This is a genomic window from Streptomyces sp. NPDC057565, assembly GCF_042801455.1.
Classification (GTDB): domain Bacteria; phylum Actinomycetota; class Actinomycetes; order Streptomycetales; family Streptomycetaceae; genus Streptomyces; species Streptomyces yanii.
The window spans coordinates 44,060-68,200 of sequence record NZ_JBHVFU010000009.1; the positions used below are offsets into that span (position 1 = coordinate 44,060).

The 24,141-nt window shown below is 70.2% G+C and carries 23 protein-coding genes and 1 pseudogene; 11 read left to right on the plus strand and 13 right to left on the minus strand.

Annotation, left to right across the window (positions count from 1 at the left end):
* The first annotated feature begins 43 nt into the window (after positions 1 to 43).
* Entirely contained in the window at positions 44 to 706 is a 663-nt protein-coding gene (locus ACFU8W_RS19380) for a TetR/AcrR family transcriptional regulator (protein WP_384038533.1), read from the plus strand.
* A 186-nt stretch (positions 707 to 892) separates the two neighbouring features.
* Positions 893 to 2,413: an MFS transporter gene (locus ACFU8W_RS19385; RefSeq protein WP_384038535.1), complete on the plus strand. Its 1,521-nt coding sequence runs from the start codon at positions 893 to 895 to the stop codon at positions 2,411 to 2,413.
* Between the two features lie 95 nt (positions 2,414 to 2,508).
* Here the strand turns inward: ACFU8W_RS19385 and ACFU8W_RS19390 are convergent, their stop codons facing one another.
* Positions 2,509 to 3,021 carry a MarR family transcriptional regulator gene (locus tag ACFU8W_RS19390; RefSeq protein ID WP_327245878.1) on the minus strand — a complete coding sequence of 171 codons (513 nt, stop codon included), beginning with the start codon at positions 3,019 to 3,021 and terminating at the stop codon, positions 2,509 to 2,511.
* Between the two features lie 129 nt (positions 3,022 to 3,150).
* Here ACFU8W_RS19390 and ACFU8W_RS19395 point away from each other — a divergent pair, with 129 nt between their 5' ends.
* On the plus strand, positions 3,151 to 3,933 hold the full coding sequence (locus ACFU8W_RS19395) for a dioxygenase (RefSeq protein ID WP_384038539.1): 783 nt from the start codon (positions 3,151 to 3,153) through the stop codon (positions 3,931 to 3,933).
* A gap of 4 nt (positions 3,934 to 3,937) precedes the next feature.
* Here the strand turns inward: ACFU8W_RS19395 and ACFU8W_RS19400 are convergent, their stop codons facing one another.
* Both ACFU8W_RS19400 and ACFU8W_RS19405 read right to left on the minus strand, forming a co-directional pair.
* The gene (locus tag ACFU8W_RS19400; protein ID WP_384038542.1) at positions 3,938 to 5,017 is read right to left on the minus strand and encodes a questin oxidase family protein; all 1,080 of its coding nucleotides are present in this window, start codon (positions 5,015 to 5,017) and stop codon (positions 3,938 to 3,940) included.
* 72 nt (positions 5,018 to 5,089) lie between these two features.
* Complete coding sequence (locus ACFU8W_RS19405; RefSeq protein ID WP_384038545.1) at positions 5,090 to 5,629, minus strand: GNAT family N-acetyltransferase; 540 nt, start codon at positions 5,627 to 5,629, stop codon at positions 5,090 to 5,092.
* A 148-nt stretch (positions 5,630 to 5,777) separates the two neighbouring features.
* Here ACFU8W_RS19405 and ACFU8W_RS19410 point away from each other — a divergent pair, with 148 nt between their 5' ends.
* Positions 5,778 to 6,776 (plus strand): RNA polymerase sigma factor RpoD/SigA, encoded by a 999-nt coding sequence (locus ACFU8W_RS19410; RefSeq protein ID WP_266984679.1) that lies wholly within the window; start codon positions 5,778 to 5,780, stop codon positions 6,774 to 6,776.
* 88 nt (positions 6,777 to 6,864) lie between these two features.
* Here the strand turns inward: ACFU8W_RS19410 and ACFU8W_RS19415 are convergent, their stop codons facing one another.
* The gene (locus ACFU8W_RS19415; RefSeq protein WP_345517647.1) at positions 6,865 to 7,875 is read right to left on the minus strand and encodes a YafY family protein; all 1,011 of its coding nucleotides are present in this window, start codon (positions 7,873 to 7,875) and stop codon (positions 6,865 to 6,867) included.
* 61 nt (positions 7,876 to 7,936) lie between these two features.
* On the opposite strand from ACFU8W_RS19415, the gene ACFU8W_RS19420 reads away from it, so the two are divergent.
* Entirely contained in the window at positions 7,937 to 9,490 is a 1,554-nt protein-coding gene (locus ACFU8W_RS19420) for an MFS transporter (RefSeq protein WP_384038550.1), read from the plus strand.
* A 107-nt stretch (positions 9,491 to 9,597) separates the two neighbouring features.
* Here ACFU8W_RS19420 and ACFU8W_RS19425 read toward each other — a convergent pair whose 3' ends face one another.
* From ACFU8W_RS19425 to ACFU8W_RS19435, 3 genes are all read right to left on the minus strand, one after another.
* Entirely contained in the window at positions 9,598 to 10,368 is a 771-nt protein-coding gene (locus tag ACFU8W_RS19425; protein ID WP_384038553.1) for a DUF6227 family protein, read from the minus strand.
* A 179-nt stretch (positions 10,369 to 10,547) separates the two neighbouring features.
* Positions 10,548 to 11,627, minus strand: coding sequence for a P1 family peptidase (locus ACFU8W_RS19430; protein WP_384038556.1), 1,080 nt, complete (start codon positions 11,625 to 11,627; stop codon positions 10,548 to 10,550).
* Between the two features lie 10 nt (positions 11,628 to 11,637).
* A complete protein-coding gene (locus tag ACFU8W_RS19435; RefSeq protein ID WP_384038559.1) occupies positions 11,638 to 12,825 on the minus strand; it encodes a low temperature requirement protein A in 1,188 nt (395 codons plus the stop codon).
* A 311-nt stretch (positions 12,826 to 13,136) separates the two neighbouring features.
* On the opposite strand from ACFU8W_RS19435, the gene ACFU8W_RS19440 reads away from it, so the two are divergent.
* From ACFU8W_RS19440 to ACFU8W_RS19465, 6 genes are read left to right on the plus strand one after another with little or no spacing between them, the layout of a single operon-like run.
* Positions 13,137 to 14,237, plus strand: a complete 1,101-nt coding sequence (locus tag ACFU8W_RS19440) for an MFS transporter (protein WP_384038562.1) — start codon at positions 13,137 to 13,139, stop codon at positions 14,235 to 14,237.
* Positions 14,234 to 16,558, plus strand: a complete 2,325-nt coding sequence (locus tag ACFU8W_RS19445) for a molybdopterin oxidoreductase family protein (RefSeq protein WP_384038565.1) — start codon at positions 14,234 to 14,236, stop codon at positions 16,556 to 16,558. Before ACFU8W_RS19440 ends, ACFU8W_RS19445 begins: the two co-directional genes overlap by 4 nt.
* Before the next feature lie 7 nt (positions 16,559 to 16,565).
* On the plus strand, positions 16,566 to 17,168 hold the full coding sequence (locus ACFU8W_RS19450; protein WP_326792433.1) for a 4Fe-4S dicluster domain-containing protein: 603 nt from the start codon (positions 16,566 to 16,568) through the stop codon (positions 17,166 to 17,168).
* Complete coding sequence (locus ACFU8W_RS19455) at positions 17,165 to 17,887, plus strand: Rieske (2Fe-2S) protein (protein ID WP_384038569.1); 723 nt, start codon at positions 17,165 to 17,167, stop codon at positions 17,885 to 17,887. Before ACFU8W_RS19450 ends, ACFU8W_RS19455 begins: the two co-directional genes overlap by 4 nt.
* Entirely contained in the window at positions 17,884 to 18,270 is a 387-nt protein-coding gene (locus ACFU8W_RS19460) for a DUF6755 family protein (protein ID WP_384038572.1), read from the plus strand. Before ACFU8W_RS19455 ends, ACFU8W_RS19460 begins: the two co-directional genes overlap by 4 nt.
* A gap of 39 nt (positions 18,271 to 18,309) precedes the next feature.
* Positions 18,310 to 18,537: a hypothetical protein gene (locus tag ACFU8W_RS19465; RefSeq protein WP_266984698.1), complete on the plus strand. Its 228-nt coding sequence runs from the start codon at positions 18,310 to 18,312 to the stop codon at positions 18,535 to 18,537.
* Between the two features lie 128 nt (positions 18,538 to 18,665).
* Here ACFU8W_RS19465 and ACFU8W_RS19470 read toward each other — a convergent pair.
* From ACFU8W_RS19470 to ACFU8W_RS19495, 6 genes and pseudogenes are all read right to left on the minus strand, one after another.
* A pseudogene (locus ACFU8W_RS19470) lies at positions 18,666 to 18,776 on the minus strand (hypothetical protein); the annotation flags it as partial.
* 168 nt (positions 18,777 to 18,944) lie between these two features.
* The gene (locus tag ACFU8W_RS19475; protein WP_384038575.1) at positions 18,945 to 19,526 is read right to left on the minus strand and encodes a hypothetical protein; all 582 of its coding nucleotides are present in this window, start codon (positions 19,524 to 19,526) and stop codon (positions 18,945 to 18,947) included.
* A gap of 149 nt (positions 19,527 to 19,675) precedes the next feature.
* Positions 19,676 to 20,509 (minus strand): S-methyl-5'-thioadenosine phosphorylase, encoded by an 834-nt coding sequence (locus ACFU8W_RS19480; protein WP_384038578.1) that lies wholly within the window; start codon positions 20,507 to 20,509, stop codon positions 19,676 to 19,678.
* Positions 20,510 to 20,598: 89 nt separating this feature from the next.
* A complete protein-coding gene (locus tag ACFU8W_RS19485; RefSeq protein ID WP_384038581.1) occupies positions 20,599 to 20,937 on the minus strand; it encodes an FmdB family zinc ribbon protein in 339 nt (112 codons plus the stop codon).
* Between the two features lie 66 nt (positions 20,938 to 21,003).
* Complete coding sequence (locus ACFU8W_RS19490; RefSeq protein WP_384038584.1) at positions 21,004 to 22,287, minus strand: MFS transporter; 1,284 nt, start codon at positions 22,285 to 22,287, stop codon at positions 21,004 to 21,006.
* Between the two features lie 303 nt (positions 22,288 to 22,590).
* A complete protein-coding gene (locus ACFU8W_RS19495; RefSeq protein ID WP_384038922.1) occupies positions 22,591 to 24,111 on the minus strand; it encodes a potassium/proton antiporter in 1,521 nt (506 codons plus the stop codon).
* Positions 24,112 to 24,141: the final 30 nt, after the last annotated feature.

Consider the following 24,141-nt stretch of genomic DNA (forward strand, 5'->3'; position numbering starts at 1 on the left):
GAACGACCAGGAAGATCCGGAAGAGGAAGAGAAGGACTGTCTCGTGGAAACCGCTGCCCGCACCGCCGCCGGAACCGTGTCGCGCCGTACGCCCCGCCCGCGGGCCGACGCGCTGCGCAATCGGGAGCGGATCGTCGTGGCCGCGCGCGAGATGTTCGTCGAGTTCGGTCCGGATGTGCCGCTCGACGAGGTGGCTCGCCGCGCAGGCGTCGGCAACGCCACGCTCTACCGGAACTTCCCCGACCGGGCAGCGCTGACCCATGAGGTCGTCCTCTCGGTCACCTCCCGCACCACTGACCGTGCGGAGGAGGCGGTGGCCGAGGAGGCCGACCCCTTCGCCGCGCTCTGCCGCTTCGTGCACGCGGCGGCCGACGAACGCATAGGCGCGCTCTGCCCGATGCTGTCCGGCGGCTTCGACAAGGACCATCCCGAACTGCTCGCCGAGCGTCGCCGCCTCGAAGAAGCCGTCGAAGGGCTCGTGGCGCGCGCCATGTCCGCGGGGCGCCTGCGCACCGACATCGCCGTCGGTGACGTACTGGTCGGCCTCTCCCAGCTCACCCGGCCGCTGCCCGGCATCGTCTGCCTGGACATCGACCGCTTCACCCACCGTCATCTCCAGCTCTTCCTGGACGGCCTGGAGGCTCCGGCCCGGTCCGAACTGCCCGGGACGGCGGCGACCTTGGAGGATCTGCGGCATCGCTCATGACGCCCGTGCCCGGCTCCTGAGACAGGCTCCGGGCCGTCTGTCCGCCATGCCCTCACCACCCGACCTACCTCACGTCCACTCCCCTCACCCTCACCTCTCCCGCTTTCACCGCTGACCGGGTGCACGTCTTCACGGTCACGGATCACGACTCCTCGCGTCCATGCGCGTCCTTAGGTGGCTACCCCCATGTCAAAAACAGCTGATGTCCGACTTCCCGACCCCAGTCGCTGGAAAGCGCTGGCCTTCATCGCGCTCGCGCAGCTGATGGTCGTGCTCGATGCCACGATCGTGAACATCGCGCTGCCGCACGCCCAGACGGCACTCGGCATCACCGACGCCAACAAGCAGTGGGTCATCACGGCCTACGCCCTCGCCTTCGGCGGACTGCTGCTCTTCGGAGGCCGGATCGCCGACCTCTGGGGCCGTAAGCGCACCTTTGTCGTCGGTCTGATCGGCTTCGCGCTGGCCTCCGCACTCGGTGGCGCGGCGCAGAACCAGGGCATGCTGTTCGGCTCGCGTGCGCTCCAGGGTGTCTTCGGCGCCCTGCTCGCCCCGGCCGCACTCTCGTTGCTCGCCGTGATGTTCACCGACGCCAAGGAGCGCGCCAAGGCGTTCGGCATCTACGGGGCGATCGCCGGTGGCGGTGGCGCCGTCGGCCTGATCCTCGGCGGCTTCCTCACCCAGGCGCTGAACTGGCGCTGGACGTTCTTCGTCAACATCCCGTTCGCCGTCATCGCCGCCGCGGGCGCGTACTTCGTGATCCGTGAGCCGGTCGGCAGCCGCAACCGCTCCCCGCTCGACATCCCGGGTGTGGTCCTCTCCGCGCTGGGTCTGGTCTCGCTGGTGTACGGATTCACCCGTGCCGAGTCCTCCGGCTGGTCGGACCCGCTGACCATCGGCATGTTCGTCGCCTCCGGTGTGCTGCTCCTGTCGTTCGTCCTGACCGAGGCCAAGGTCGCGTCGCCGCTGCTGCCGCTCCGCGTGGTGATGGACCGTAACCGCGGTGGCGTCTACCTCTCGCTGGGTCTGGCCATCATCGCGATGTTCGGGCTGTTCCTCTTCCTGACGTACTACCTGCAGGTCGTGAAGGGCTACTCGCCGATCAGGACGGGCTTCGCCTTCCTCCCGATGATCGCGGGCATGATCACCGGTTCGACGCAGATCGGCGCACGGCTGATGACGCGGGTCCCGGCCCGCAAGCTGATGGGTCCGGGCTTCCTGACCGCCGCCGTGGGCATGCTGCTGCTGACGCAGCTGGAGATCGACTCCTCGTACGCGGCGCTCATCCTCCCGGCGCAGCTCCTGCTGGGGCTGGGCATGGGTACGGCGTTCATGCCGGCCATGTCGCTGGCCACGCACGGGGTCGAGCCGCGGGACTCGGGTGTCGCGTCCGCGATGGTCAACACCTCGCAGCAGGTCGGCGGCGCGATCGGTACCGCGCTGCTGAACACGATCGCCGCCTCGGCCGCGACGGCATACGCCACCTCGCATGCCGCGCTCGGCGCCACCGACCCGCAGCTGCTGAAGCTGCAGTCGATGGTGCACGGCTTCACCGGCGCCATCTGGTGGGCGGTCGGCATCCTGGTGGTGGCCTCCGCGATCGCGGTGACGTTCATCAACGCCGGGCGTCCGTCGACCGCCCCGGCCGGCTCCGGTGACGCCGATGGCGTCGAGGACGAGTTCAGGGTGCCGGTCGTCGCGCACTGACGCGGGACGCGCGAGGTGAAGTGATGTGAACACGGGTCTGCCCCGGTTCCGCTCGGCGGAACCGGGGCAGACCCGTATCGGTGCGCGAGCGCGGCTCAGCGGAGCCAGGGCAGGTCGGCGTCCGTACCCTCGGGCTCCAGGCCGGTGGCGATGACCTGCATGATCTCGCCGAACGAGCGCACCTGCTCCGGTGTGAGCCGGTCGAACATCGCCTGGCGTACGGCGCGGACATGACCCGGCGCGGATCGGCGGAGCATCTCGTACCCCTCGTCGGTGAGGACCGCGTTCTGGCCGCGCTTGTCGGACGGGCAGTCCTCGCGGCGCACCCAGCCGTTCCGCTCCAGCCGGGCGACGGCGTGCGAGAGGCGGGAGCGGGTGATCTTGGCGTCCTTGGCCAGCTCGGTCATCCGCATCTGGCGGCGGGGCGCCTGGGAGAGCTGGACGAGCAGTCCGTAATAGATGTGCGGCATGCCGGCGTCGCGTTGCAGCTGGCGGTCGAGGTGGTCCTCCAGGAGCGTGGTTGCGTGGAGGTAGGCGCGCCAAACGCTCTGCTCTTCGTCGGAGAGCCAGCGGGTCCCGCCGGTGGATGCCGTGGTCATGTACTCCACTGTACGACCTTTTCTTGAAAGTTGAACTAGATAGAGCTAAGGTCTCTTGGGATGGGAACTTGAAGCTTCAATGAGCTGGATCCCGCCGCCGCAAAGACTTAGCTTGAGTAGTAGTGGATGGGGAGTGTCATGACTGTCACCGCGGAGCGCATGCCCGCCCTCTATCTCTCCCACGGTGCGCCGCCGCTGGCCGACGACCCGGTCTGGCCCGGTCAGCTGGCCGCCTGGTCCGCCGAGCTGCCGCGCCCCACCGCGATCCTCATGGTCTCCGCCCACTGGGAGGAGGCTCCGCTCGCTGTCGGTGCGACCGAGACCGTCCCGCTCGTCTACGACTTCTGGGGCTTCCCGGAGCACTACTATCGCGTGCAGTACGCGGCTCCGGGTGCCCCGCAGCTGGCGGAGAGCGTACGCAAGCTGCTGCGCGGCGCCGGTACGCCGGTCCAGGACATTCCGGACCGCGGGCTCGACCACGGGGCGTACGTTCCGCTGGTGGAGATGTTCCCGGGCGCCGACATCCCGGTACTCCAGATCTCCATGCCGACGCTGGACCCGCAGAAGCTGATGGACATCGGCCGCAAGCTCGCGCCCCTGCGCGACGAGGGCGTCCTGATCGTCGGCAGCGGCTTCTTCACCCACAACCTCGCAGCCCTGCGGCACGCGGGCGGCGGCAACCCCGGCTGGTCGGTGGAGTTCGACGACTGGGGGCACCGGGCGCTGCAGGCGCAGGACATCGACGCGCTGCTGGACTTCGAGCGCAAGTCCCCGGCCGGGCGGCTGGCCCACCCCCGCACCGAGCACTTCGCGCCGCTCTTCGTGACGCTGGGTGCCTCGGAGGGCCAGCTGGATCAAGGGCGCAGCATCATCGACGGGTTCTGGATGGGGCTCGCGAAGCGGTCGGTGCAGTTCGGCTGAGTGGTCAGAGGGCCGGGGGGTTCAGTTCGATCGAGCGGAGCGCGGCGGCCAGGGCCGTCGGGTCGCCGACGTCCAGTGCGGTGTCGGTGAACTTGATGGTGTGGTCGTCACCGTGCTGCGCCGCCCGAGCGAAAATCTCGTCGGCGGAGGATGTCGACGGCGATGCGGTGCACGGGACGGGGTCGGCCGGGCTGTACGCGGCGGTGACCGCGGCGCTTGCGGCCCAGGCGGCGGCCAGGCTCTGCGGCCACAGTTCACGGGGGAGGGCGGGCAGGGTACGCAGCACGGCGTTGGGTGCGGTCGCGGCGTGCACCAGCATGATCGGTTCGCCATGGCCGTGGGTGGCGTAGCGGTGGGTCGCGGCTCCGACCAGTTCCGCCAGCCGTGCGCGTGCCACGTCCGGGTCGTCCGCGAACTGCTGCGGCCACAGCGGGAACGCGGTGAGCTGCGCCAGCCGGTCGCGGATGCCGCCGCTCTGGTCGGCCACCGGCGGTACGGCGTCCAGCGCGGCCGCGGCACTCGTCGCGGGCACGAGCGAGGCCGGTGGGTTCAGCGCGGGCAGCGGCTGGTGGCGCGCGGCCCAGTAGCCGAGGCCGTGCGCGAGCTCGGTGACCCGGGGCGCGTTCGCTCCACCGGCGAGCAGGGTGCGCACGGCGTGGCCGACCCGGATCACGGGGTGGGTGGCGCCTGCGACGATGCCCGGCAGCAGCCGCGGCCACCATTCGGTGAGGACGTCCTGCCAGGGCCGCCCGGCCGTCTCCTGCGCGAAGTACATCGTCCAGTCGGCGATCCTCCGCGGGTCGCCCAGGGCCTCGTGCCAGTTCTCCGCGGTGATCCGGGTCGCGGGGGCCGGCATGTCCTCCAGCTTGTGGCTGTAGTTATCGAGCCAACGGTGGACGGCCGGCGCCTGGCCGTGCCGTACGAGCGCCTCGACGGCCATCGGGCCATGGTTGCTCAGCCAGCCGTTGCGCTCGGGACCCGCGGCGTGGAGCCGGTCCAGCGCCTCGTCGAGCGTGCCGGTGGGGTCGACCGGCGCCGTGTCCGGTGCGCTTGTGGAGTCTGCCCTGCCTGTCGTGTCGGTCATGCCGGAACACGCTAGGCGCGGGGCCCGCCGCTGGTAACGGGCTGCGGACCTACGCCGCGACCCCACCGGGTCCTAGGCCTCCGGTCCCAGCCGCTTCTCGTACCAGGCCACGTCCCAGTACGTGTCGAACTTCCGGCCCACCTCGGTGTACGTACCGACATGGTGGAAGCCGAACCGTTTGTGCAGTGCGACCGAGGCGTCGTTGGGCTGGGTGATGCCCGCGTACGCGCGGTTCAGGTCCTCGTCGGCGAGCGCCTCGAAGAGCGACGTGTAGAGGAGTGTGCCGATCCCGCGTGCGGTGGCCCACGGCGCGCAGTACACGCTCACCTCGACCGACGTGGCGTATGCCGCCTTGGGGCGGAAGGCGCTGCTGGTGGCGTAGCCCAGGAGTGATGCGGGACCGGCAATGCGGACATCCTGAGCAACCAGAAGGCGGTGCGGGCCGTCTTCAGGGTGGGAGCGTAGCCACGGCAGCCGCTGTTCGGGTGTGAAGGGGGCGGTGTCGAATGTGAGCGCGGTCTCACGTACGTAGTGGTTGTAGATCTCCGTGAGAGCCGCCAGATCGCCCTCGGTGCCGGGCCTGACCTGCACTTCTGTACGGAATCCCGGCATGTGCACTCCCCTCGCGACCGGACAGGGTACTGCATGATCGCGAAAATGAGTGCGCGCCATGGGAATTCTGTCCGGATTCCAGTCGTTGTTTCCATCGGATGCAGGGCACCCGAAAGGGTGTCGCGACCTACTCAGCAAGGGAGCACGCATGGCAACCCGTGCCGTCGCCCGTCGTTCGTCCGCCAGTGGCGGGACCAACCGGGCAAGCAGTGTTCGCGCCGTGGGCGGAGAGATCGCCGATCGCGACCTGGTCGGCATGTACCTGGACGAGATCGCGCGCACGCCGCTGCTCGATGCCGCCAAGGAAGTCGAACTGTCGCAGACCGTCGAGGCGGGCGTCTATGCGCGGCAGATCCTCGACGGTGCGGTGGAGAGCGAAGCCGGTGGGGCGACGCGTGAGGAGCTGGAGGCGCTGGTCGCCGAGGGCGAGCGTGCCAAGGACATCTTCATCCGATCCAACCTCCGACTCGTGGTTGCTGTCGCCCGCCGCTACCCACGGGCAGGTCTTCCCCTGCTGGACCTGATTCAGGAGGGAAACGCGGGCCTGGTGCGCGCGGTCGAGAAGTTCGACTACGCCAAGGGCTTCAAGTTCTCCACGTATGCGACGTGGTGGATCCGTCAGGCCATCACCCGCTCCATAGCCGACCAGTCCCGTACGATCCGGCTCCCCGTCCACCTGGTGGAGGAGCTCGGCCGGATCCGCCGTGTGCAGCGCGAGTTCAATCGTGAGCACGGGCGCGACCCGGAGCACGAGGAGATCGCCGCAGAGCTGGACTCCACGCCCACGCGCGTCGGTGACGTCCTCGACTGGGCCCGCGACCCGGTCAGCCTCAACATGTCCGTGGACGACGAGGGCGAGACCCAGTTCGGCGATCTGCTGGAGGACACCTCCGCGGTGTCGCCCGAGCAGTCCGTCATGACGTTGCTGCGCAGCGAGGAACTGGAGGACCTGATCGGCAAGCTCGACCACCGCACCGCGTCGATCATCCGAATGCGGTACGGCATCGAGGACGGCCGTGAGCGGACCCTCACCGAGGTGGGCAAGCAGCATGGGCTGACCCGGGAGCGGATCCGTCAGATCGAGAAGCACGCGCTGCTCGAACTGAAGCGAATGGCTCACGACACGGGTTTTGACGCTGCGGCGTGACCCCGCGTCCAGTAGCCTCCGATATGGGTCGCTTCGTACGGACCCCCTGAGCTGAGTCCCGGCGCCCACCCCCCCCCGGCGCCGGGGCTCATTCTTTTGCGCCGGGCTGTGCAGGCCGCTCCGCTGGTGGTGACTTCGGCGGCACGGCCGCGCGGGTCAGACGGGCACCCAGCTCACTCAGGTGCGCCACCAGCTCCGGCGGCGCGTGAGCGGTGAACTCGCAGTCGACCAGCGCCAGCCGGAGCGCCACCCACTCCAGTGAGTCCGCCATGACCACATGCAGCCGGCAGCTGTGTTCGCCGGTCGGCTCCAGTGGGCCGAACGCCGAGGGCAGCCGGGCGGTGACGAACTCCGCCGGGGCCGCGAAGCTTACTTCGACGGCCAGCTCCGGCTGCCGGCGCTGGATGGAGCTGGTGAGGAATTCCGCGGCGTCGCCCGTGGGCAGCTCGCGCGGGGTGAAGCGGGCCCCCGTGGCGAACGGCTCGCTCACCCGGTCGACGCGGAACGTACGCCATGCCTCGCGCCCCAGGTCGTACGCCACGAGGTACCACCGCCACCCCGTGCTCACCAGCCGGTACGGCTCGACCAGCCGCTTCGTCTCGGCGCCGTCCCCCGCCCGGTAGGTGAACCGCAGCCGCTCCTGCCCGGTGACCGTCGCCGCCATCACCGTCAGTGTCTGCGGGTCGATGGTCGCACCGTCGCCGCGGGCCAGCGGCACCGTCGCGTTCTGCAGGACCGAGACCCGGTGCCGCAGCCGTGACGGCAGCACCTGCTCCAGCTTCGCCAGCGCCCGCACGGACGCCTCGTCGACCCCCTCGATGGCATGGCCGGCGCCCGCCCGCAGCCCCACGGCGATGGCCACCGCCTCCTCGTCGTCGAGGAGCAGTGGCGGCATGGCGGCGCCCGCGACCAGGCGGTAGCCGCCCACCGAGCCGCGCGACGCCTCGACGGGGTAGCCGAGGTCGCGGAGCCGGTCGATGTCGCGGCGGATGGTTCGCGGGCTGACCCGGAGCCGCTCGGCGAGCTCGCTGCCCGGCCACTCGCGAGGCGTCTGCAGGAGCGACAGCAGATTCAGCAGTCGTGCCGGGGTATCGGTCATGGATCCAGGATGCCCGCCCATTGGGTCATGACCTGACCTAATAGGCCTCTAGCTTCATCGTATGAATTCTTCCGAATCCCTTCTGCCGTCCACGGCGGCCGCTCCCGCGGTGTCCTCGGACCCGTCGGACCGGCGCCGGTGGTTCGCGCTCGCCATCGTGATGACCGCGGCCTTCATGGACCTGGTGGACGTCACGATCGTCAACATCGCCATTCCGAGCATCCAGCAGGACACCGGTGCCACGTTCAGCTCGATCCAGTGGATCACTGCCGGATACGCCCTGGCCTTCGCGGCCGGTCTGATCACCGGCGGTCGGCTCGGCGACATCTACGGCCGCAAGCGGCTCTTCCTCATCGGCATCGGCGGCTTCACGCTGGCCTCGGCGCTCTGCGGCTTCGCCGCGAACCCGGAGATGCTGGTCGCTTCCCGCATCCTGCAGGGCGGCACTGCCGCACTGATGGTCCCGCAGGTGCTGTCGATCGTGCACGCCACCTTCCCCGCGCACGAGCGCGGCAAGGTCTTCGGCCTCTTCGGTGCGATCGTCGGCCTCGGCGCCGTCTCGGGACCGCTGCTGGGCGCACTGCTCACCGAGTGGAACATCGCCGGTCTGGAGTGGCGGCCGATCTTCCTGATCAACCTGCCGGTCGGTATCGCGGGACTGGTCCTGGGCCGGAAGTTCATCACGGAGTCCAAGGCTCCGAAGGCCCTCCGGCTCGACCTGGTCGGTGTCGCGCTGGTGACACTGGGGCTGCTGATGCTGCTCTACCCGCTGACCCGTGGGCGCGAGCTGGGCTGGCCGCTGTGGGGGTACGCGTTGATGGCCGGCAGCGCGCTGGTCTTCCTGGTCCTGGTGCTGTTCGAGCGGGAGAAGGCGCGCAAGGACGGCTCGCCGCTCGTCGAGCTCTCGCTGTTCCGGGTCAAGAGCTTCGCGGCGGGTATCGCCGTCCAGCTGACCTTCGGCATCGGGCTCGGCATCTTCTTCCTGGTCTGGACGCTGTACATGCAGATCGGCCTCGGCTGGAGCGCGTTGCGGGCCGGCACGACCGGCATCCCGTTCTCGATCGCCGTCTCGTTCGCCGCCGGGATCTCCGTACAGAAGCTGGTGCCCCGGTTCGGCCGGAAGGTCCTGCAGGCGGGCGCGCTGCTGATGGTCGCCGGGCTGCTGCTCTACATCTGGGAGTCCGACCGGTACGGCATGTCCATCGAGTCCTGGCAGATGGCTCTGCCGCTGGTGGTCATGGGGATCGGGATGGGGCTGATCGTGGCCCCGCTGACGGACGCGGTGCTGTCCGAGGTGCCGAAGGAGCACTCGGGGGCGGCGTCCGGGCTGATCAACACCGTGCAGCAGATGGGCAACGCGCTCGGGCTCGGCCTGGTCTCGGTCGTCTTCTTCGGGTCGATCAGCGACCGGCTGGCGCCGGAGGCGGTGGGTCCGGCGTTCGCCGAGGCGTTCCAGCACTCGCTGTGGTGGGTGGCCGGAGTGCTCGTGGTGATCTTCCTGGTGATGTTCGCGCTGCCCGCCCGGCCGCGCCTGCACGTGGAGGGCGGCGAGGACGTCCAGGACGCCGACGGTGCGCCGGGCGAGGTGGCCAAGGAGCCCGTGCTGACGTCCTGAAGATGCATGCCCGCACGCGAAGGTGCCCGCACCCCCTCGGGGGCGCGGGCACCTTCGCGTGCGGCTCGGCGGCAGCCTTCCTCGGCGAACGGGTGGCGGCGCAGCGGTCAGCAGATGCGCGTACGGCTCTCCATCGCCTCGCGTGCCGTCTTCTCGTCCCCGTACACCTCGCACATGTGGCGACCGTCCGGCGTAGCCGTGTGCTCGACCTCCCAGAGGCTCGTCTCACTGCCGTCGAGGAGCAGGAACGCGTGCTCGTACAGCGAGAATCCGGCGTCCCGCCCGTCGACCCGGCACTGCCTGCCGAAGATCTGGGTGATGTGGTGGGCGAAGGCGGCCCGCAGGAGGCGCGCGGTCTCCTCGCCCGGACCGTTGTTGTTCTCCGCGCGGCGCAGGACCCGGCGGGCGTGGTCCGCGGAGTTGTCCGGCGCGTACATCCGGGGCAGCGGGGCCGGTGGAGCGGCCATCAGGACCGTCAGTGTCTCCAGGTCGGCCTGCGAGCCGTCCTCGCCGAACACGGGTACGTCGGAGAAGCTGCCGGACAGCCGGGCGGCGGCGACCTGGACGTCCGCCTCGTCGTCGTACAACTCGTGGTGCTGGAGGACGGGCTGCCTCCGCGACCGGGGGTCCGCCGCGCCCCTGGCGGTGCTGTGGACCAGCTCCCACAAGGTGAGCGCGGAGCCGTCGGCCAGCAGGTAGGTGTGCTGGTAGGTCTCGCGATGCAGCACGGAACTGTGGTGCGAGGAGTGCAGGGAACTGCTGTGGGCCAGCGCGGTCCCGAGTTGCTCGACGGTCCAGTCGGGCAGGTCGAAAGAGTTGAGTGCCCGTCGTAGGAGTCGGTCGAGATGCTGCTCGGTTGTCTCGTACGGATCGCTCAAGGTGCTGTCTCCAGGCCGTCGCCGCGTGTTACTTGCTGCGTGCTTAACGTAGTCCCTGGGTCCGACATCGTGACCGGGGTTCCTGAAAACGTATGACGCGGGCGGAAGGTTCCTGGCGATTCGTTCGAACTTCCTTCTGCGGATGGCGAGTCGGTGGGCGCCCGGCTGCGGCAGGTGGGTCAGCGGGGGCCGTAGAGATCGCTGTACGAGGGGTGGACGCCCGCTCCGGGGCGGAGGTCGACGCCCTCCGCCGCCCGTACGGCCTTCACGACGGCGCGGGTCAGGGTGTCCGCGCCCGCTGCCAGGAGCTCGTTCAGAGCGATCGGGTTCTCCTGCGGCAGCGGGCGCTCGCCCGTGGCCAGCGCGAAGACCGTGTCCCCGTCGGTCAGCAGATGTACGGGCCGCACGGCGCGGGCCAGCCCGTCGTGCGCCGTGCCCGCGAGCTTCTGTGCCTGCGCCCGGGTGAGATCCGCGTCGGTGGCGACGACGGCGAGCGTGGTGTTGAGCGTGGGGAGCGCGTTCGCTTCCCGTGCTTCGGCCAGGCGGCGCACGGCGGTTTCGTGGATCCCCGCCGCAGGGTGCACGGGCGGCTCCGCGGCGCCGTACTCCCCGTACAGCACCCCGGTCACCGGATCGACCACGGAGCCCGCCGCATTCACCACGACCAGCACGCCGACCGTGATTCCGGACGGCAGCCGCACACTCGCCGTGCCCACACCGCCCTTGAGCTGACCGGCGACCGCGCCCGTACCCGCACCGACCCCGCCCTCGGCGACCGGGGCCCCCGGCGCCGTACCGGCTGCGGCCTCCACGGCGGCGCGGCCGGTCGAGGCGTCCGGGCGGGCCCGCCAGTCGCCGCCCCGCCCCAGGTCGAAGATGCACGCGGCCGGGACCACCGGTACCACCTGCGACGGATCGGGGCCGACCCGCACACCCCGCCGCTGCTCCTCCAGCCAGGCCATCACACCGGACGCCGAGTCCAGACCGTAGGCGCTGCCACCGGTCAGGACGACGGCGTCGATCCGCTGCACCAGATTGCGCGGGTCGAGTGCGTCCGTCTCCCGGGTGCCTGGGCCACCGCCGCGTACGTCGACAGCCGCGACGGCGCCGCCCTCGGGGGCGAGGACGACAGTGGTGCCGCTCAGCGCGCCGTCGCCCGGCACCTGCGCATGACCGACGCGCAGCCCGGCGACATCGGTCAGCGCGTCCATCGCCCCTGCCGCCGGTGAAAGCGGGAACTGTGCATCCTGTCCGGTCATCGCGTGCTCCTCACATCCGGTTCGGCGAAACAACGGCGCCCGGTGTGCCCGGTGCCGGGCGCCGCGACAGCGACACCCCGACGGCCACTGTCGCGGCCGCCACCAGACCGGCCGCGAAGACCGCCCACTCCCCGGCGAACGTACAGCCAAGGACGGCCACCGCGGCCAGGGGGAGGGGCAGTTGCTCCGCGAGGTCGCGCTTGAAGTGGCGGGCGTGGATCAGCCACACCGTCAGCAGATAGACCGCGGCGGGCACCGTCACGGCGGCCGAGGCGACCGTCGTCGACACGTGCGCCTTGCCGATGGCCTCCTCCACCGCGACCTCGATGCCCGAGCCGATCGCGGCGGCGGAGCCGAAGATCACGTAGTGGCCGTATCCCCAGACGAACACATGCCTGCTGCCGCGGAGATAGCTGTGGATCGGCACGGCGAAGTAGATCCACCAGGCGGCGAAGACCAGCAGCAGCCCGCCCGCGGCGACCGGCAGCAGTTCGTCGAGCGCTTCGTGCTCGTCGACCGCCTCCTGGACGGCGACCGTCGCGGCGGCGATCGTCTCCCCGAGCACGATGATGGTGAACAGCCCGTACCGCTCGCCGATGTGGTGCGGATGCCAGCTTGTCCCGAGGTCGCGCTCGGCGATCGTCGGGACCGCCAGCTCGCACAGGGCGAGTACGACGAAGACCGCGGAACGGGCGCCGTTCGCACCGGCGGGCACGAACAGCATGCCGATCCAGCCCAGTTGGAGCAGGACGATGCCGGCGGCGTACCGCCGAGCGACCGTGCGCTCCGCGCCCTCGGCGTAGTGGGCCACCCGCAGCCACTGGCTGGTCAGTGCGAGCCGCATCACCACATATCCGATGACGCCGAGCGTCCAGTCCCCGTTGTCGAAGGCGCGTGGCACCCCGGCGGCGAAGATGAGTACGCCGGTGATCTGGACGAACGTCACCACGCGGTACAGCGCGTCGTCGGTGTCGTACGCGGAGGCGAACCAGGAGAAGTTGATCCAGGCCCACCAGATCGCGAAGAACACCGCCAGGTAGCCGGCGACCCCGGTGCCGGGGTGCCCCTCGACGACGGCATGCACGAGACGCCCGCCCGCCTGGGCGACGGCGACGACGAAGCACAGGTCGAAGAAGAGCTCCAGCGGGGTCGACGCGCGGTGTTCCTCGGTGCGGCTGCGAGCGGTCATCCGGGGCATGCGCCCCAGCACAACAGACCGCCCCGAGGGCGGGCGCCGGGACGCGCAGCCCGATCGGGGAAAGCCTCCCGGAGATTCTTGCGAATGCATTCACCCGTGGACAGCGGCGGATGGAGAGGCGTACGGACGACGTCGCGTACGGACGACGTCGGAAGACGCGGGCCAAGGAGGTCCACCGTCCGCTTCGTCCCTTCGCGTCGCACGGCCTGCGCGCCGCCCGAAAACCCGGCTGCGCGCCGTCCGGGCGACGGGCTCACCCTGCCGCTGGCTAAAACAGGACTAATAACCCCATTCGTCCCTACGGTGGCTGAGTGACCGAGCCACCAGAAGCCGCAGCCGCAGCCACAGGTGCACCGGCACCGCCCGCCGCGGGCGGTGCCGGCGTTCCCCTGTCCGTCACCTTCCGTGCGACCGTGGCCGGCGTCGTCGTCTCCGTCCTGCTGATCCTCGCGATCGTCTTCGGCAGCCGGCTTCTGGAGAACTTCGACTCCGCCCTCCTTCCGTACGCGGTCGCCACGGTCTTCCTCGCCTTCGGCGTCGCCTACCGCTACACGGTCTGGATCTCCGCGCCAGGCGCCCGGCGCCTGTTCCGGCAGGGCTGGCGGGCCTTCTTCTCGGTGGCCAACTTCCGCAAGGCTCCCACCGCTTTACCGAAGATGATCGCCACCTATCTGGGCTTCCAGAAGTTCCTGGGCGCCCGTTCCCACGCCCGCTGGGCCGCCCACCAGTTGATCTTCTGGGGCTGCGTCCTCGCCTCGCTGATCACCTTCCCGCTGACCTGGGGCTGGTTCACCTTCACCTCGGGCAGCGGCTCGGGCCCCGGCTACGAGATGCGCATCTGGGGCTTCAAGATCATCGGCTTCGATTCGCTGAACGTCCTCGGCTGGCTGATGTTCCACGGCCTCGACATCGCCGCCGTGCTCGTCATCCCCGGTGCCTGCTACTTCCTGTGGCGCCGGATGAAGGACCGCGGCGCCATCACCGGCCAGCGCTTCGCCTACGACCTCGTCCCGCTGATTGCGCTGATCGTCGTCTCCGTGACCGGTCTGCTGCTCACCTTCTCGTCGATCTTCCTGCACGGCGGCGGATACGAATTCCTGGCGATCCTCCACATGGTGTCGGTCGTCTTCACCCTCATCTACCTCCCGTTCGGGAAGTTCTTCCACATCGTCCAGCGTCCGGCCGCGGTCGGTATGCAGCTGTTCAAGTACACCGGCCTGCAGGACCAGGAGATCTTCAGCTGCCGTCGCTGCGAGGAGCCCATCGACACCGGACCGTACGTCGAGAACCTTCGCGGCACCATGCGCGATCTCAGCCTCGACTTCGACGAGTGGGCCGAATACTGCCCGCGCTGCAAGCGGGTCCTGCGCGGCAGTGCCTATCTCTCCCATGTGAAGAAGGGCTTCAAGTGACCGCGGATCCGCGAGCCGACGACCCCCGTAGGGCCGTTCCGCTCGACCCGTCCCTCGCCCCGCCCGGCACCCGGGCGTTCCGGGACGCGGGCGGCATCCCTGCCGACCGGTGGCACGCCGACCAGAACGGCGAGACCCTCGTCCCCACCCACTGCTGCTTCTGCGGCGTCCAGTGCGGGATGTATCTGCGCGTCGACCGCGGCGGAAAGGTCTTCGGCGTCGAACCCCGCAACCACGACATCAACCGGATGAGGCTGTGCCCCAAGGGCGTCAACGCGTACCAGCAGGTCAACCACCCCGACCGGCTCACCGCCCCGCTGGTGCGCCGTTCCCGTGACGAGGCGTTCCGCGAAGCCTCCTGGGACGAGGCGCTCGACTTCACGGTCTCCGAGGTCAAACGCATCCAGCAGACGTACGGCAACGACGCCTTCGGGGTGCTCGGCGGCGCCAGCCTGTACTCCGAGAAGACGTATCTGGTCGGCAAGTTCGCCCGGGTAGCACTCAAGACGCGGCATGTCGACTACAACGGCCGGCTCTGCATGGTCAGCGCGGCGGGAGCCAACAAGCTCGCCTTCGGCATCGACCGGGCCGGCAACCCGTTCTCCGACATCCTGCTCACCGACTGCCTGCTGATCGCGGGCTCCAACGTCGGCGAATGCTTCCCCGTGATGACCCAGTATGTGTGGGGGGCCCGGGACCGCGGCGCGAGCCTGATCGTCATCGACCCGCGCGAGACCGCCATCGCTCGCACCGCCGACATCCATGTCGCCCTCAAGCCGGGCACCGACTCGGCGTTCTTCACCTCCGTTCTGAACGTCGTCGTCGAGGAGGGCCTCACCGACGAGGCCTATCTCGCCGCCCACACCACCGGCTGGGACGAGGTCAGGGCCAAGGCCGCCGAGTACCCGCCGTCCCGGGGCGCCGAGGTCTGTGGTGTCCCCGCCGAACAGATCGTCCAGGTCGCCCGGACCTTCGCCCGCGCCCCCAAGGCCATGGCCTGGCACGCCCGCGGCATCGAGCACCACTCGCAGGGTGTCGAGAACTGCCTTGCCGTGATCAACCTCTGCGCCGCCACCGGCCACATCGGCAAGTCCGGCGCCGGCTACGGCACCATCACCGGCCAGGGCAACGGGCAGGGCGGCCGCGAGCACGGCCAGAAGTCGGACCTCCTGCCCGGCGGCCGCTCGATCATGAACGCGGAGCACCGTCGGCAGATCTGCGAGATCTGGGGCATCGAGGAGTCCGAACTCCCGCCCGCCGGTACCTCGATGATGGAAATGGTCTGGCAGATGCAGCGCCGCGAGATCCGGGGCCTGATCGGCATCTGCAACAACCCCTTCGTCTCCCTGCCCAACTACGGAGTGGTCAAGGAGGGGTACGACGCCGCCGAATTCCATGCCCAATTCGATTTCTTCCTTTCCGAGACCGCTGCCAACGCACATGTCGTCTTCCCCGTCACCACCTGGGCCGAGGACGAAGGGGTGATGGCCAACGCCGAGGCCCGCGTCGTCAAGCACAACAAGGCACAGGACCCGCCTCCCGGGGTACGGACCGACACCTGGGTGATGTGCGAACTCGCCCGGCGGCTCGGCGTCGGCGACAAATTCGCGTTCGCCGACTCGCGCGCCGTCTTCGACGAGCTGCGGATCGCCTCCGCCGGCACCGTCAACGACTACTACGGCATCACCTACGAACGGCTGGAGGAGACCGGCGGCATCGCCTGGCCCTGCCCCTCCATCGACCACCCCGGCACCCCCCGGCTCTTCGAGGACGGCCGGACCTACCACCCCGACGGAAAGATCCATCTGCAGGTCGTCGACTGGCACCCGCCGATGGACCCGTACGACGACGAGCACCCCATGTCGCTCACCACCGGCCGCACCGTCGCCCACTACCTCTCCGGCAACCAGACCCGACGCCTGGGCGGCCTCGTCGAACAGACCCCGCGTCCCTGGGCCGAGATCCACCCCTCCCACGGCTTCCGCAACGGCGAACCGGTCCGCGTCGTCACCCGGCGCGGAAGCGAGGTCTTCCCCGCCCTCGTCACCGAGGCGATCCGCCCCGACACCGTCTTCATTCCGTACCACTGGCCGGTGCCCACCGCTGCCAACGCACTCACCATCGACGCCCTCGACCCCCGTTCCAAGATCCCCGAATACAAGGTGTGCGCCTGCCGCATCGAGCACGCCGAAAAGATCGACGAGGTCCCCGCGCCTCCCGTGGCACCCGGCCACGTCGCCTATCCGGAGGCCCAGGTCTCCCGCACCGACCCATGGCCGCCCACGTCCCCACAGGGCCGTGGCACATCGGAGAGGGGCTGAGACCCGGATGATGGGAAGAACGATCTTCATCGACCCGGGGCGCTGCATCGGCTGCCAGGCCTGTGTCTCCGCATGCCGGGAGTGCGACTCGCACCGCGGTAAATCGATGATCCACCTCGACTACACCGACGAGGGCCACTCCGTCGCCTCCCTCCCCACGGTCTGCATGCACTGCGAGGACCCGGTCGCCCCGTGCGCCGAGGTCTGCCCGGCCGACGCCATCCTGGTCACCGCCGACGGTGTGGTGCAGCAGGCCGACACCACCCGCTGCATCGGCTGTGCCAACTGCGTCAATGCCTGCCCCTTCGGCGTCCCGAAGATCGACCTCCAGGCGAAGCTGCAGATGAAGTGCAACCTCTGCTACGACCGCACCGCCTACGGCCTCGCCCCCATGTGTGCCACCGTCTGTCCGACCGGGGCGCTGTTCTACGGAACGGCCGAGGAACTCCAGGCCGAGCGGCCGGGTGTCCAGATCGCCGACACCTTCACCTTCGGCGCGACCGAGGTCCGTACCGGCGTCGCGATGGTCGTCCCCGCCGACAAGGTCCAGTGGCCGGTGCCCGGCGGTCTTCCCGTCGTCGAAATCAACGGGAAGGACGTCCGCCGATGAGTGTCAGCGAACAGCCACCGGCCGGGGGCCGGTACTCCGGCGGGGACCCGCGCGAGGCCCTGCACGACCGGATCGCCGCCGACTCCCTCACCACTCGGCGCGACTATCTCCGGATCGTCGCCACCGTCTCCGGCGGGCTGGCGGTCGGCGGGCTCGGCGTGGCCTCCGGGATGCTTCCGCGCCACGGGGAGCCCGAGGACGGCAAGGCACCCGGGCCGAGGAAGATCGCCGCCCAGCTCCTGCCGGGCGAGTCCCTCGCCTTCGGCTACCCGGACGAAGAGGACAGGGCGGTCGCCGTCCGGCTGGACGACGGCACCCTCGTCGGCTACTCCGCGATCTGTACCCATCTCGCCTGCGCGGTCCTCTGGCGCAAGGACCGTGGTGCGGAGGGGGAGCTCTACTGCCCCTGCCACGACGGCGTTTTCGACGCCCGCACCGGCGAGGTCACCGCCGGACCGCCGCCCCGTGCGCTGCCCAAGGTGGTGCTCACGGAGGAGACCGACGGCAGCGTCTGGGCCATCGGCACCACCCGCTCCGGTGAGAGCATCGAGCAGGGCCTGTGCCGCCAGATCAGCTCCGAGCGCCCGGACCTCGCCTCCCGGATCGGCTGCCCCTCCGTCCGGGGAGGCGGCGGGGAGGCACCGCCCGCGCAGGCTCCTGGCGCGAAGGCGCACCGTACCCAGGCAGCTGAAGCCGAGCCCCCCGGCAGGCGGACGTGACCGACGCCCAGCAGCCCGTCGGCCCGGACCCGCGGGCCTACCCGGAGTACCACCCGGGCAGCGCCCGGCCGGAGCTGAACCGCCCCGTCCGTGAGCGCTATCCGCAGATCCGCTCCACCAGCGGCTACGGCGACCCACGGGTCCGCCGCACCGGCCCGGGCCCGGGAGCGGGCACCGACCAGGAACCCGAGCGTTCCTCGAAACTGACGGCCCGGCTGGCCCTGGCCATGACCGTGGTCATCGGCCAGCTCTGGGGCCTGACCGTCGTCGTCGACGAATGGATGGAGGGCAACACCGCAACGGCCTGGTGGGGTGCGGGCTTCCTCTGCCTGTCCTTCGCCGTCGTCCTCGGGCTCTGGATGCTCGACCCGAAGGACCGCTGACCGCTGCCGTACCCGGGAGAGCCGCCGTACCCTGGAGACATGAGCACCGCCCCCGCCTCCGGACCGCGCGATTCGAAACCGACACAGCCGGCACACCCCGTACAACCGGAACAGAGGAAGCCCAAGCCGGCTCTGATCTTCGACGATCCACTGGACCAGCAGTCCGCGGACGATACGGACCGAGGGTGGGGTGAGCGGGCCCCGGGCGGCGACAGCTCCGCCGACCTTGCGCGCTTCCTCGACGAGAAGCCGCCCCACCACGTCTGAGCTGCTCGTGCCCGCGCCCCGGGTCCTGGCCGCGGTCCGCCTTCGGGTCGGTGACGCAGGGGTTCCTTGAGGCTGGAGCTGCAGCTCTCCAGATCCTGGGTGCCGAACGCGCCGACGAGCGGGTCGATGACGCCCTTGACGATCGCGTTCACGATGTCGGCGAAGGCGGCGCCGATGACGACCGTGATCGCCGGGTCGATCACACGGCCCGCGCAGCAGGTAGGGGTTGTAGCCCTCACCCGGACCGGCCTTCTTCTTCTCGTCCACGAGTGACCTTTCCTCCGCGGGAGCCGCAGGGGGAGCGAACTGTTCCGCAACCTGGGGCAGTACGCGGCAGAACCACCCGATCCGCGTCTTCGGGCCGGTTGCCTGGCGGTGCGTCAGTCCGCAGGGCTGACGGGTCCCGTTCAGCACAGGGTCACCGCCAGCCGGGCCGAGATCCCCGCGCCGGCCAGCGATGCGGCCGTGCTCCGCGGGACGGACAGCACGACCAGCGCGCCGCCTGCCGCAGGACCTTCCGCGGGATCCTCAGCCCAGCCGTCGGCCGGCGCCCGCGGCACCGCCGCCACCCGGGCCCCCTTCGCCACCACCCTGGCATCGGCCCCGGCGCCCCCGGCTGCGATCACATCGACCCGGTCACCGGGGCGCAGCAGCCGGACGGTTGCCGCATCCGCGATCCGGACCGGTGCCGACACCAGCGGAGCCGGCCGTCGCTTCACCGGCCCGGCACCTGCCGCGCCTCCGGCATCGCCCGGGGTCTCGCCGCCGCCCAGTCCCGCGGCGGCCAGCGCCGCAGCCGTCAGCGCCAGCCCGGCCGCCATCGCGCGACGCTGCCGCCACATCGCACGCCGCAGCCGGCGCCCCCCGCCCCCGCGCACCCGCAACGGCGCGAACGAGGGCACCCCGCAGGGCGCGGGCGCCGACGCCGGCGGACCCGGGACGGACGGGCGTACATGAAGGGAGGAGGTCGCAGAAGCGGGCGGGAACATGGCCAACACCACCAGTCGTGAGGAGCGCGGAGTCCGGACGAACGCCGACGCCCCTCACCCTCCGCCTTCCGCGGGATTCCCGCTGAGCCCTGTGGACAGCCCCCACGGTGTGGACAACTCCGTCACCCACCCGCCACCGGGGCACCCCCCTACGGCAGTTCGAGTCCCGTCTCGATCCCGTCCAGCGCATGCGCACAGGGACAGTGGCGATCCCCCTCCGCGGGCAGCGCGGTCACCGCGTCGAAGAGCACCGACCGCAGCCGGTCCACATTGGCGGCGAACACCTTCAGCACCTCCTCGTGGGAGACGCCCTCGCCTGCCTCGGCACCCGCGTCCAGGTCCGTCACCAGCGTCATCGTCGTGTAGCAGAGCCCCAGTTCGCGGGCGAGCACGGCCTCCGGATGCCCGGTCATCCCGACCACGGACCAGCCCATCGCCGCGTGCCAGCGCGATTCGGCCCTGGTCGAGAAGCGCGGCCCCTCCACGACGACGAGTGTGCCGCCGTCCACCGCCTCCCAGTTCCTGCCGCGGGCCGAGGCCAGCGCGACCTTGCGCCCCTCGGGACAGTACGGATCGGCGAAGCCCAGATGCACCACGTTCGGCGCCACCCCGTCCGGCCGGGTCTCCCCGTCGTAATACGTCTGCGTACGGGTCTTGGTGCGGTCCACCAGTTGGTCCGGAACGAGCAGCGTCCCGGGGCCGTACTCCGGTCGCAGCCCTCCGACCGCGCACGGGCCGAGCACCTGACGTACGCCCACGGAGCGCAGGGCCCACAGGTTGGCGCGGTAGTTGATGCGGTGCGGCGGCACATGGTGGCCGCGGCCGTGGCGGGGGAGGAAGGCGACCCGGCGGCCGCCGATCTCGCCGAGGAAGAGGGAGTCGCTCGGCTGTCCGTACGGGGTGTCCACGCGAACCTCGGTGACGTCCTCCAGGAAGGAGTACAGGCCCGAGCCGCCGATGACACCGATCTCTGCGTTCACCATGCGATCACAGTAGCGGGGCGCAAAAACGCCGGGGACCCCGCCGAGTGGATCGGCGGGGTCCCCGGTGAAGAGAGGCTGGGTACCTCGGCTCAGGCGGCCGACGTACCACTCGCCGACGACGCGGAGGACGACGACGAGGACGAAGCGGAGGCGGACGAAGCGGACGACTTCGAGTCCGACCCCGTCGAGGAGGACGAAGCGGAACTGGATGCCTTCGCGGGCGAAGACGACGGCGTGCTGCTCGACGACGATCCGCGGCTGTCGTTCCGGTAGAAACCGGAACCCTTGAAGACAATGCCGACCGCCGAGAACACCTTCTTCAGGCGTCCCTCGCAGTTCGGGCACACGGTCAGGGCATCATCGGTGAACTTCTGCACCGCCTCGAGGCCCTCGCCGCACTCGGTGCACTGGTACTGATAGGTCGGCACTTGATCCTCCTGGCACTCTGACTCAATGAGTGCTAACGACGCTCCATACTGACGTATTCCGCTGGATCAGTCCACCGTGACCGGCTCTCGGTGACCGACACCACGTGCCACGGTCCGTCCCGATGCTCTCGGTGCCAGCCGCGAACGCAGGGTCACCAGGGTCGCCAGGGCCAGCACGGTCCCCACCAGCGGCACCACAAAGCCGGTGCTCGCGCCGTGGGCGTCCGCGAGCCGTCCGGCGACCGTCACCGCAGCCGCCTGGCCGAGCGCGACCGAACCCGTCAGCCAGGTGAACGCCTCGGTCCGCGCGGACGCCGGAACCAGCGTCTCGACCAGCGTGTATCCGCTGATCAGCGCGGGTGCGATGGAGAGCCCGACGAGCAGCCCGAGCCCGGCCAGCAGCGGCACGGAGTGCACCGCCCACAGCCCCGAAGCGGTCAGCGTCAGCGCCGCGTACCCGGCGATCAGCCTGCGTCGCGGCCCGCTCTTCCAGGCTATGGCGCCGCAGACGATCCCGGCCAGCATGTTGCCGGCCGCGAAGATCCCGTACAGCAGGCCGTTCGCGCCGGGCCGGCCGATCTCCTCGGCGAACGCGGTCAGCGAGACCTGCATGCCGCCGAAGACCGCGCCGATCCCGAGGAAGGCCACCGCGAGCACCCGTACGCCCGGCACGGACAGAGCGGAGACGCGCTGCCCGGGAGTGCCGGCCACGGCGGCTCGGGCCGCGGGCTGGGTGCGGTGCTGCGCCGCGAAGAGCAGGCCGCCCACCAGCGTCAGCGCGGCTTCCGTGATCAGCCCGGCCGCCGGGTGCACGCCGGTGCACAGCGCGGTGGCGAGGACCGGCCCGATGACAAAGGTGAACTCGTCCGTCACCGACTCGAAGGCGGCGGCGGTCGGCATCAGCGGCGAGGCTTCCCGGCCCGGAGCCGCGCCCAGCAGGGCCGCCCAGCGGGCCCGCACCATGGGCCCGATCTGAGGGACGGACGCACCCGTCGGAACGGCGGCCAGGAACAGCAGCCACAGCGGCGCGTCCGCCAGGGCGAGTGCGGTCAGTGCCGATACGGACGCCGCGTGCACGAGGACGCCCGGCAGCAGTACGGCGCGTTGGCCGATGCGGTCGGCGAGCTTGCCGCTCTGGGGTGCGAACAGCGCCATGGAGACGCCGGTGACAGCGGCGACGGCGCCCGCGCTGCCGTACGAACCGGTGGTGTGCTGGATCAGCAGCACGATGCCGATGGTCAGCATGGCGAAGGGTTGCCGTGCGGCGAAGCCCGGCAGGAGGAAGGTCCACGCACCCGGGGTGCGCAGCAGCTGCCCGTAACCGGGGCGGTCGGAGACCGTGGACGCCACGGTCCATGCCTTTCTGCCGCCTGGTAGCGGTGCCCCCGCCGGTCCGCACCTGTGGGTGCCGGTCCCGTACGGGGGCTGCCGAGAGCTGTCCTCTTCGCGCGGAACTGCGGTAGATGCCGGGCGCTCGCTGCAGAGGCGGAGGACGCCACGACCGCCATACGGTCGCGCCAGCTCTGCGTCAGGCAGAGTTGGTCGATCAGGTGGAGTGACCAGATGTATCGATCAGTTTTCCTTCATGCTACAGGCAGGATTGCTTGCCTGCCTGCGATTGTGCGCAGACTCCTGGTCGTGCGCTTCGGATGGTCAGTGATGGGCCCTCGCGCCCTTGCTGTCCCCGTCGGTTCCCAGCCAGCTGGCCAGCTTGCCGCCCTCGCCGACCGCCCGCAGCCGCGACTCCGCCGCGTCGCGTACCGGATCGGTCGTGACGACCAGCAGTTCGTCCCCGCGCCGCAGCACCGTCGAGGGCGCGGGGACGAAGCTCTTGCCGTCCCGTACGACCAGGGTGACCGCGGCGCCGGCGGGCAGTCGCAGTTCGGCGACCTCCACGCCGTGCATCTTCGACTTCGCGGGGATCGCGACCGACAGCAGATGACCGCGCAGCCGTTCCAGCGGCGCCGACTCGATGCCCAGGTCGGCGGCCTCGGACGGGTCCTCGGCGATCTTCAGGGCCTTGGCCAGCCAGGGCAGGGTCGGTCCCTGAATCAGCGTGTAGACGACAACGAGTACGAAGACGATGTTGAAGACGTGGGCGGAGCCCTCGATCCCGGACACCATGGGAATGGTCGCCAGGATGATGGGTACGGCGCCGCGCAGCCCCGCCCATGACATGAAGGTCTTCTCCTGCCAGGACATCCGGAACGGGATGAGCGAGATGAAGACCTCCAGCGGGCGCGCCACCACTGTCAGCACCAGACCGACGATCACCGCGGGCCAGAAGTCCGCGAGGAGGTCGTGCGGGGAGACCAGCAGCCCGAGCAGGACGAACATGCCGATCTGTGCCAGCCAGCCGAGCCCGTCGGCGAAGCCGCGGGTGGCGGGCCAGTGGGGCAGTTTGGCGTTGCCGAGGATCATCGCGGCCAGATAGACGGCGAGGAAGCCGCTGCCGTGGAGCATGGCGCCCGCCGCGTACGCGGACACGGCGATCGCCATCACCGCGATCGGGTAGAGACCGGACGCGGGCAGGGCCACATGACGCAGTCCGAACGAGCCGAGCCAGCCGACGGCGATTCCGACGGCCGCGCCGATCGCCAGTTCCAGGGCGATCTCGCCGACCAGTACGTACCAGCTGTCCACCGGCCCCCTGGTCGAGAAGGCCACCACCAGGATCACCACGGGGGCGTCGTTGAAGCCGGACTCGGCCTCCAGCACACCGGTGATCCGGGCCGGCAGCGGCACCTTGCGCAGCACCGAGAAGACCGCGGCGGCGTCGGTCGACGAGACGACCGCGCCGATGATCAGCGACTGCCGCCAGTCCAGGCCGACCAGATAGTGAGCCCCGGCCGCGGTGACGCCCACGCTCACCGCGACGCCGACGACCGAGAGCATGGCGGCGGCAGGCAGCGCCGGCTTGATCTCTTTCCACTTCGTGCCCAGGCCGCCCTCGGCCAGGATCACGACCAGAGCCGCGTAGCCGAACGCCTGGGTGAGTTCGGCGTTGTCGAACTTGACGTGGAAGATCCCGTCCTGCCCTATGGCGATCCCGATGCCGAGATACAGGAGCAGGCTGGGGAGGCCGCTGCGGGACGAGATGCGTACCGCCACGACGGCGACGAGCAGCACGAGTGAGCAGACGAGCAGGAGTTCGTTGAGCGCGTGGACAGTCAGTGGCCGTTCCTTCCCTGCGTACGCCTGCCG

What these genes read in the sequence shown, in the direction of transcription:
- ACFU8W_RS19385 (WP_384038535.1), top strand. Translation starts at nt 893, where the DNA reads ATGTCAAAAACAGCTGATGTCCGACTTCCCGACCCCAGTCGCTGGAAA.
- ACFU8W_RS19395 (WP_384038539.1), top strand. Translation starts at nt 3,151, where the DNA reads ATGACTGTCACCGCGGAGCGCATGCCCGCCCTCTATCTCTCCCACGGT.
- ACFU8W_RS19400 (WP_384038542.1), bottom strand. Translation starts at nt 5,017, where the DNA reads ATGACCGACACGACAGGCAGGGCAGACTCCACAAGCGCACCGGACACG.
- ACFU8W_RS19405 (WP_384038545.1), bottom strand. Translation starts at nt 5,629, where the DNA reads ATGCCGGGATTCCGTACAGAAGTGCAGGTCAGGCCCGGCACCGAGGGC.
- ACFU8W_RS19410 (WP_266984679.1), top strand. Translation starts at nt 5,778, where the DNA reads ATGGCAACCCGTGCCGTCGCCCGTCGTTCGTCCGCCAGTGGCGGGACC.
- ACFU8W_RS19415 (WP_345517647.1), bottom strand. Translation starts at nt 7,875, where the DNA reads ATGACCGATACCCCGGCACGACTGCTGAATCTGCTGTCGCTCCTGCAG.
- ACFU8W_RS19420 (WP_384038550.1), top strand. Translation starts at nt 7,937, where the DNA reads ATGAATTCTTCCGAATCCCTTCTGCCGTCCACGGCGGCCGCTCCCGCG.
- ACFU8W_RS19430 (WP_384038556.1), bottom strand. Translation starts at nt 11,627, where the DNA reads ATGACCGGACAGGATGCACAGTTCCCGCTTTCACCGGCGGCAGGGGCG.
- ACFU8W_RS19435 (WP_384038559.1), bottom strand. Translation starts at nt 12,825, where the DNA reads ATGCCCCGGATGACCGCTCGCAGCCGCACCGAGGAACACCGCGCGTCG.
- ACFU8W_RS19450 (WP_326792433.1), top strand. Translation starts at nt 16,566, where the DNA reads ATGATGGGAAGAACGATCTTCATCGACCCGGGGCGCTGCATCGGCTGC.
- ACFU8W_RS19455 (WP_384038569.1), top strand. Translation starts at nt 17,165, where the DNA reads ATGAGTGTCAGCGAACAGCCACCGGCCGGGGGCCGGTACTCCGGCGGG.
- ACFU8W_RS19465 (WP_266984698.1), top strand. Translation starts at nt 18,310, where the DNA reads ATGAGCACCGCCCCCGCCTCCGGACCGCGCGATTCGAAACCGACACAG.
- ACFU8W_RS19475 (WP_384038575.1), bottom strand. Translation starts at nt 19,526, where the DNA reads ATGTTCCCGCCCGCTTCTGCGACCTCCTCCCTTCATGTACGCCCGTCC.
- ACFU8W_RS19480 (WP_384038578.1), bottom strand. Translation starts at nt 20,509, where the DNA reads ATGGTGAACGCAGAGATCGGTGTCATCGGCGGCTCGGGCCTGTACTCC.